At 64.6% G+C, this 5,430-nt stretch carries 5 protein-coding genes and 1 riboswitch; of the genes, 2 read left to right on the top strand and 3 right to left on the bottom strand.

Annotated elements, in window-relative coordinates:
- The coding region (locus GSQ79_RS06480; RefSeq protein ID WP_210253020.1) for a hypothetical protein at nucleotides 1–207 on the bottom strand (207 nt) is incomplete at its 3' end.
- 105 nt (nucleotides 208–312) lie between these two features.
- Here GSQ79_RS06480 and GSQ79_RS06475 point away from each other — a divergent pair.
- Together GSQ79_RS06475 and thiC are read left to right on the top strand one after the other, a co-directional pair.
- Nucleotides 313–828: an aromatic acid exporter family protein gene (locus GSQ79_RS06475; protein ID WP_158807914.1), complete on the top strand. Its 516-nt coding sequence runs from the start codon at nucleotides 313–315 to the stop codon at nucleotides 826–828.
- Nucleotides 829–864: 36 nt separating this feature from the next.
- Nucleotides 865–963, top strand: a riboswitch (TPP riboswitch).
- Between the two features lie 53 nt (nucleotides 964–1,016).
- Nucleotides 1,017–2,870: a phosphomethylpyrimidine synthase ThiC gene (thiC, locus tag GSQ79_RS06470; protein ID WP_158807913.1), complete on the top strand. Its 1,854-nt coding sequence runs from the start codon at nucleotides 1,017–1,019 to the stop codon at nucleotides 2,868–2,870.
- Between the two features lie 837 nt (nucleotides 2,871–3,707).
- On the opposite strand, the gene GSQ79_RS06465 is transcribed toward thiC, so the two are convergent.
- Both GSQ79_RS06465 and GSQ79_RS06460 read right to left on the bottom strand, forming a co-directional pair.
- A complete protein-coding gene (locus tag GSQ79_RS06465; RefSeq protein WP_158807912.1) occupies nucleotides 3,708–4,250 on the bottom strand; it encodes a hypothetical protein in 543 nt (180 codons plus the stop codon).
- 160 nt (nucleotides 4,251–4,410) lie between these two features.
- A complete protein-coding gene (locus tag GSQ79_RS06460; RefSeq protein ID WP_158807911.1) occupies nucleotides 4,411–4,650 on the bottom strand; it encodes a hypothetical protein in 240 nt (79 codons plus the stop codon).
- Nucleotides 4,651–5,430 lie beyond the last annotated feature (780 nt).

Below are 5,430 nucleotides of genomic sequence, written 5' to 3'. Positions count from 1 at the left end.
CGCGACCGGCGCCGGCGTGTCCGGGATGGCGCGCGGCCGCACGGGCGGCACCGGCAAATCGATCGCGGGGGCGGGCGGCAGGACATGCGCGCGATGGCGCGCCGGCCGATGCGACCCGAAAAACCCGAACATCTGCGCCGCCGCGCCGTCCGTACCGGCGGCCAGCAACGTCAGGCCGAGAGCGAGACCCCTGCAAAAGCGCGTCAACAAAACCGATGGCTCATGGGCGAATTGGGTCCATAGGTTGGGACGAGCGGCACCCCGACTCAAGACCACACCGAGGCGGACCCTGTCCACCCATCCCGGAGGCGCATGGCCGGCATCGGCGATTTGTTGCGACGCGCCAAACTGTGGCAGGCGATCCGCATCCTTAGCGCCTGCGCGCTGTCCTACGGCATCACCACGCTGTTGGCCCTGCCGGAAGGCTACTGGGCGCTGATCACCGCCGTGGTGGTGACCCAGGCCGATCTCAGCTCCACCGTGCAGGCCGGCCGCGACCGCATCTTCGGCACCGTCATCGGGGCGGTGATGGGGGCGCTGGTCATCGCCGCCAATCTCGAGGGCGGCTGGCCGCTGCCGGTGCTGTTCTGGATCGCCCTGGTTCCGCTCGCCATCCTCACCGCGATCAAGCCGAACCTGCGGCTCTCCTGCGTGACCCTGGTGGTGGTCGTTCTGGTGCCCGCCGCCTCGACCTGGCATCGCCCGCTCGACCGGGTGATCGCGATTCTGATCGGCACGCTGGCGTCCATTGCCGTCTCCGCCATCATCTTTCCGCGCAAACCGACAACGCCCACCCCCGAAACGGTGTCCGACGGCAGCATGGAATGAGACCTTGCGGGCCGCGCCGGACCGCTTTACCTTCTCAGTCAGCCACAGGGGTGCTGCTTCGCGAAGCGGCTGAGATCATACCCTTCGAACCTGAACCTGGGTAATGCCAGCGCAGGGACCGGCCGCATCGACGCCCGTATCGCGTCGCCGCGCCAGGCTCTGCTCCACGCCATACCGCGGAGGACGCCATGAACATCCAATACAAGCCCGGCTCGCTCGTGCCGGAGACCGTGACCACCGGTCCGCTGACTGGCTCGCACAAGGTCTATCACGCAGCGTCCGGCCGCGCCGACATCCAGGTGCCGTTCCGCGAGATCCCGCTCGATCCCTCCGCCAACGAGCCGCCGGTGCGCGTCTACGACGCCTCGGGCCCGTACACCGAGACCGATTTCGCCGTAGACCTTGCCGCCGGCCTGCCGTCCGCCCGCGCGTGGCTGGCCACCCGCCCCGGCCTCGAAGCTTATGAAGGTCGCGCGGTAAAACCCGAGGACAACGGCAACGTCGGCGCCGACAAGCTGGTGCCCCCGTGCCCCGCCAACACGCTGCCCCGCCGTGCGCGGGACGGGCAGATGGTCACGCAATACGAGTTCGCCCGCGCCGGCATCATCACCGAGGAGATGATTTACGTTGCCGCGCGCGAAAACCTCGGCCGCGAAGAGGCGCTGGCGGGCGCCGAGGCCGCGCTCGCCGACGGCGAAAGCTTTGGCGCCGAACTCCCCGCCTTCGTGACGCCGGAATTCGTGCGGTCGGAAATCGCCAAGGGCCGCGCGATCATTCCCGCCAACATCAACCATCCCGAGCTCGAGCCGATGATCATCGGCCGCAACTTTCTGGTGAAGGTCAACGCCAACATCGGCAATTCCGCGGTCACCTCGTCCGTCGCCGACGAGGTGGAAAAGCTGGTGTGGTCGATCCGCTGGGGCGCGGACACCGTGATGGACCTCTCCACCGGCCGCAACATCCACAATATCCGCGACTGGATCATGCGCAACTCGCCGGTGCCGATCGGCACGGTCCCGATCTACCAGGCGTTGGAGAAGGTCGATGGCGACCCGATCAAACTGACCTGGGAAATCTTTCGCGACACGCTGATCGAGCAGGCCGAGCAGGGCGTGGACTATTTCACCATCCACGCCGGCGTGCGCCTCGCCTACGTCCCGCTCACCGCCAAGCGCACCACCGGCATCGTGTCGCGCGGCGGCTCGATCATGGCGCGCTGGTGCCTGGCGCATCACAAGGAAAGTTTCCTCTACACCCATTTTTCCGAGATCTGCGACATCATGCGCAAGTATGACGTCTCCTTCTCGCTCGGCGACGGGCTGCGTCCCGGCTCGATCGCCGACGCCAATGATCGCGCCCAGTTTGCCGAGCTGGAGACGCTGGGCGAGCTGACGAAGATCGCATGGGATAAGGGCTGCCAGGTGATGATCGAGGGCCCCGGCCACGTGCCGCTGCACAAGATCAAGATCAACATGGAAAAGCAGCTGGCAGAGTGCCACGAGGCGCCGTTCTACACGCTCGGGCCGCTGACCACGGATATCGCGCCGGGCTATGATCACATCACGTCGGGCATCGGCGCGGCGATGATCGGCTGGTTCGGCTGCGCCATGCTCTGCTACGTCACGCCGAAAGAGCACCTCGGTCTGCCGGACCGCGACGACGTGAAGGTCGGTGTGATCACCTACCGCATCGCCGCCCACGCCGGCGATCTCGCAAAGGGCCACCCCGCCGCGCAGCTGCGCGACGACGCGCTCTCCCGCGCGCGCTTCGATTTCCGTTGGGAGGACCAGTTCAACCTCGGTCTCGACCCCGACACCGCGCGCAAATACCACGACGCGACGCTGCCGAAGGACGCCCACAAGGTCGCCCATTTCTGCTCGATGTGCGGCCCGCAGTTCTGCTCGATGAAGATCACGCAGGACATCCGAGCCGAAGTTTTGAGCATGGAAAAGGCGGAAGCGGAGAAAGGCATGGCCGACAAAAGCGCGGAGTTCTTGGCCGGCGGCGGCAAGCTTTATGTGGACGCGACGCCGGCGGAGTAGGACGGCGTTCGCAGCAAGCGCTACCGCCTTGGCGTCCGTCATTGCGAGCGGAGCGAAGCAACCCAGAGCAAGCGCTTCGGCCCCTGGGTTGCTTCGCCTTCGGCTCGCAAAGACGCCGTCTTAGACGTTGGCATAAACCATGTCACCGCCCGCCGACACAGACCGGGCCCCATGTCCCCGTTCCCCGACACAGACGCGACCCCGCGTCCGCGTCGGCTGACACAGATGCGGCCCGTGTCAGCGCTCGTTAACCCGACCGCTCCGGTGTCGGCTGACGCCGAAAAACGCAGTCTCGGGTTATCGTGGATGATTACGATCGCTGACACGATAGCGTACGAACCGGTTTGGCTTAAACCCATCGAAACAAATAACGAAGCCCCCCTTCTCCCGCTCGCGGGAGAAGGGAGTTGCCAGCGGCTTTATTCAACGACAAACAGGTTTGTAGCCCACCCCATTGATCGCTTGGTGGCCAGTGTGCCCTCGGGATCGCGCGGGTCAAGGACGGGGGCGAAACTCCCGCCAGCTCCGCTGGTTTCATCCTTGAGGCGCGCGATCCCGAGAGCGAGCATCAGCCAAGCGATCAATGGGTTTTCCGCGCCGCACCGCGCGTCTCCGCGATCATCAACTCAGATCACCGCGCAGTCCGCGATGTCATCCTGGGGCGCACCGAAGGTGCGAACCCGGGATCCATGAACATCCACGGCCGCAAGCAGAACCCAACGATGCAGCCTGTTCTGCATCCACGTTTTCATGGATCCCGGGTTCGCGCTTCGCGCGCCCCAGGATGACATCGTTGACTACGCACTAACCGCGCCGACGCGCGCCCTCACTCTTCCCTCACCCCACCGGATCGCATGCCAGCGTCAGCCCTGGCGCGAAGGGCGCGATGAAGGTCAGCGTCTTGTCGACGCGGGCGTCATAGCCGTCGTAGAGCGCTTTCAGCATCAAGTCGGCGATGGCGGTGAAATCGACCGGCTCGGGCACGGGCCTGTCGAGGCTGAAATTGCCATGCGAGTCGTCGGTGGAGAAGCCGAGTCGGGCGAGCGCCGCGATTTTAACCGGCGCCAGAAACATCCGGCGGGGCACGTCGGCCTTGTCATACCAGAATCCGGATGCGGCTTCGCAGGTCAGCCGCGTCTCATGGTCGTGGAAAAGGCATTGCACGTAGCCGAACTTGTGCTCGAGCAGTTCGATGACGAGGAAGCGGTCGCGCGTCACCGCGGGATCGCCGGCCTCGTACAGGCGCTGCAGCCGGTCGGCGACGGGGCAGCGGTATTTGTCCAGGTATTCGCGATAGGGATCGGGCGCCGCGCGGGCCGGTGCGGCGAGGGCGGTCCAGAGCACCAGCGCCGTCACGGCGGCACGGCTTGGCTTGCGCATGAAGACGCTCCCGACGCCTTGAAAATGCATAAGGGGCAGAGCCCGAATATCGAGAAAAACAGCGTTTTCGTGACGGGCTGTCAAGGAGCCGTCGCGCCGGATCGCATGGCTCGATGCATGCCGTGCCCAAAGCATTGCAGCAAAGCCGGCAGAAGCGCCGCTAGTCTTCGAAGAGCTGCATCGGTCTCTTGACCGCAGTTGCGTTGCCGTCACAGTCGAGGATAACGTCTAAGGGCAGGCGGCGCGTATAGTCGATCTTGCACGTATAGAGTGTTTCGTCATGCGCCTGGATTCTCAGTGTTCGCGCGATCTGGTCGCGCGCATCCCAGTCGTCGATGGCGTAGATCCACCAAGTCTGCTTTACGTCATCAGGGCGACCCTTGAAAATATACGTGGGCATGTCAGTCTCGTCGGCACATCTCGCTAGTTTGCGTCCACGGCTTGGCAAAACCGCACGGCAGCCCCTACGGCATAACTTGCCACACGTGACTTGGCTACTGCTAATCAGGCGGATGTTCTCTCTGCCGTAGGGTGGAAATAAATAACATATATTGTTTTCCTCTTTGGAAGCGCGACGCCCGATCCTCTTGAATTGCGGCTGGCCCGGATGCCGCATCCGCGCTCTTGCCACCGCGCGGCCAGGAAGACTGTGCACGCCGATCCGGGTGCCCGGATAATCGAGCCAGCGACGGGGCGGCGCGATGCCGAAGCGGCCACGGGCCCGCACCGCAACGTCGGAGTCGGGACCGGGAAAAAAAGAAACCGTCACTGGGGCGGGTGACGGTTTCAAGTCGCTTGGGAGGAAGACGGATACCCGCATTCCCATCACCAGACTGAAGCTTAAGGTCTGAATCGGCGATGAACTTATCATGAGGGTACAAGCGAAACGTTGCTGGGTTGCGCGTGCAAGGCTCGACCGGCGTTTCCACCCGCCCCGCCGTCGCGGCCAGCCGCGTGCGCCCCGGAAAAATCTAGCGCAGCACGTCCCAGCAGCCACCGAGCGCCGATCGCGCTGCCAGCGGGTGGCCAAATCCGGCCGCGGCCCGGGATTCTGGCGTTACAGCGGAAACGTCCGCGCAATTCAGCAGTAACGCGCGTCTCCTAAGCCTGTCTCGATCGCGACGACGTGTGCGCTCCCTGAATCAGGAGATCATCCATGGCAGCATCGGCAATGCCCAAA

It is taken from the genome of Beijerinckia sp. L45, from assembly GCF_009765775.1.
GTDB lineage: Bacteria > Pseudomonadota > Alphaproteobacteria > Rhizobiales > Beijerinckiaceae > RH-AL1.
This window is presented reverse-complemented; position numbering and strand designations above follow the sequence as displayed.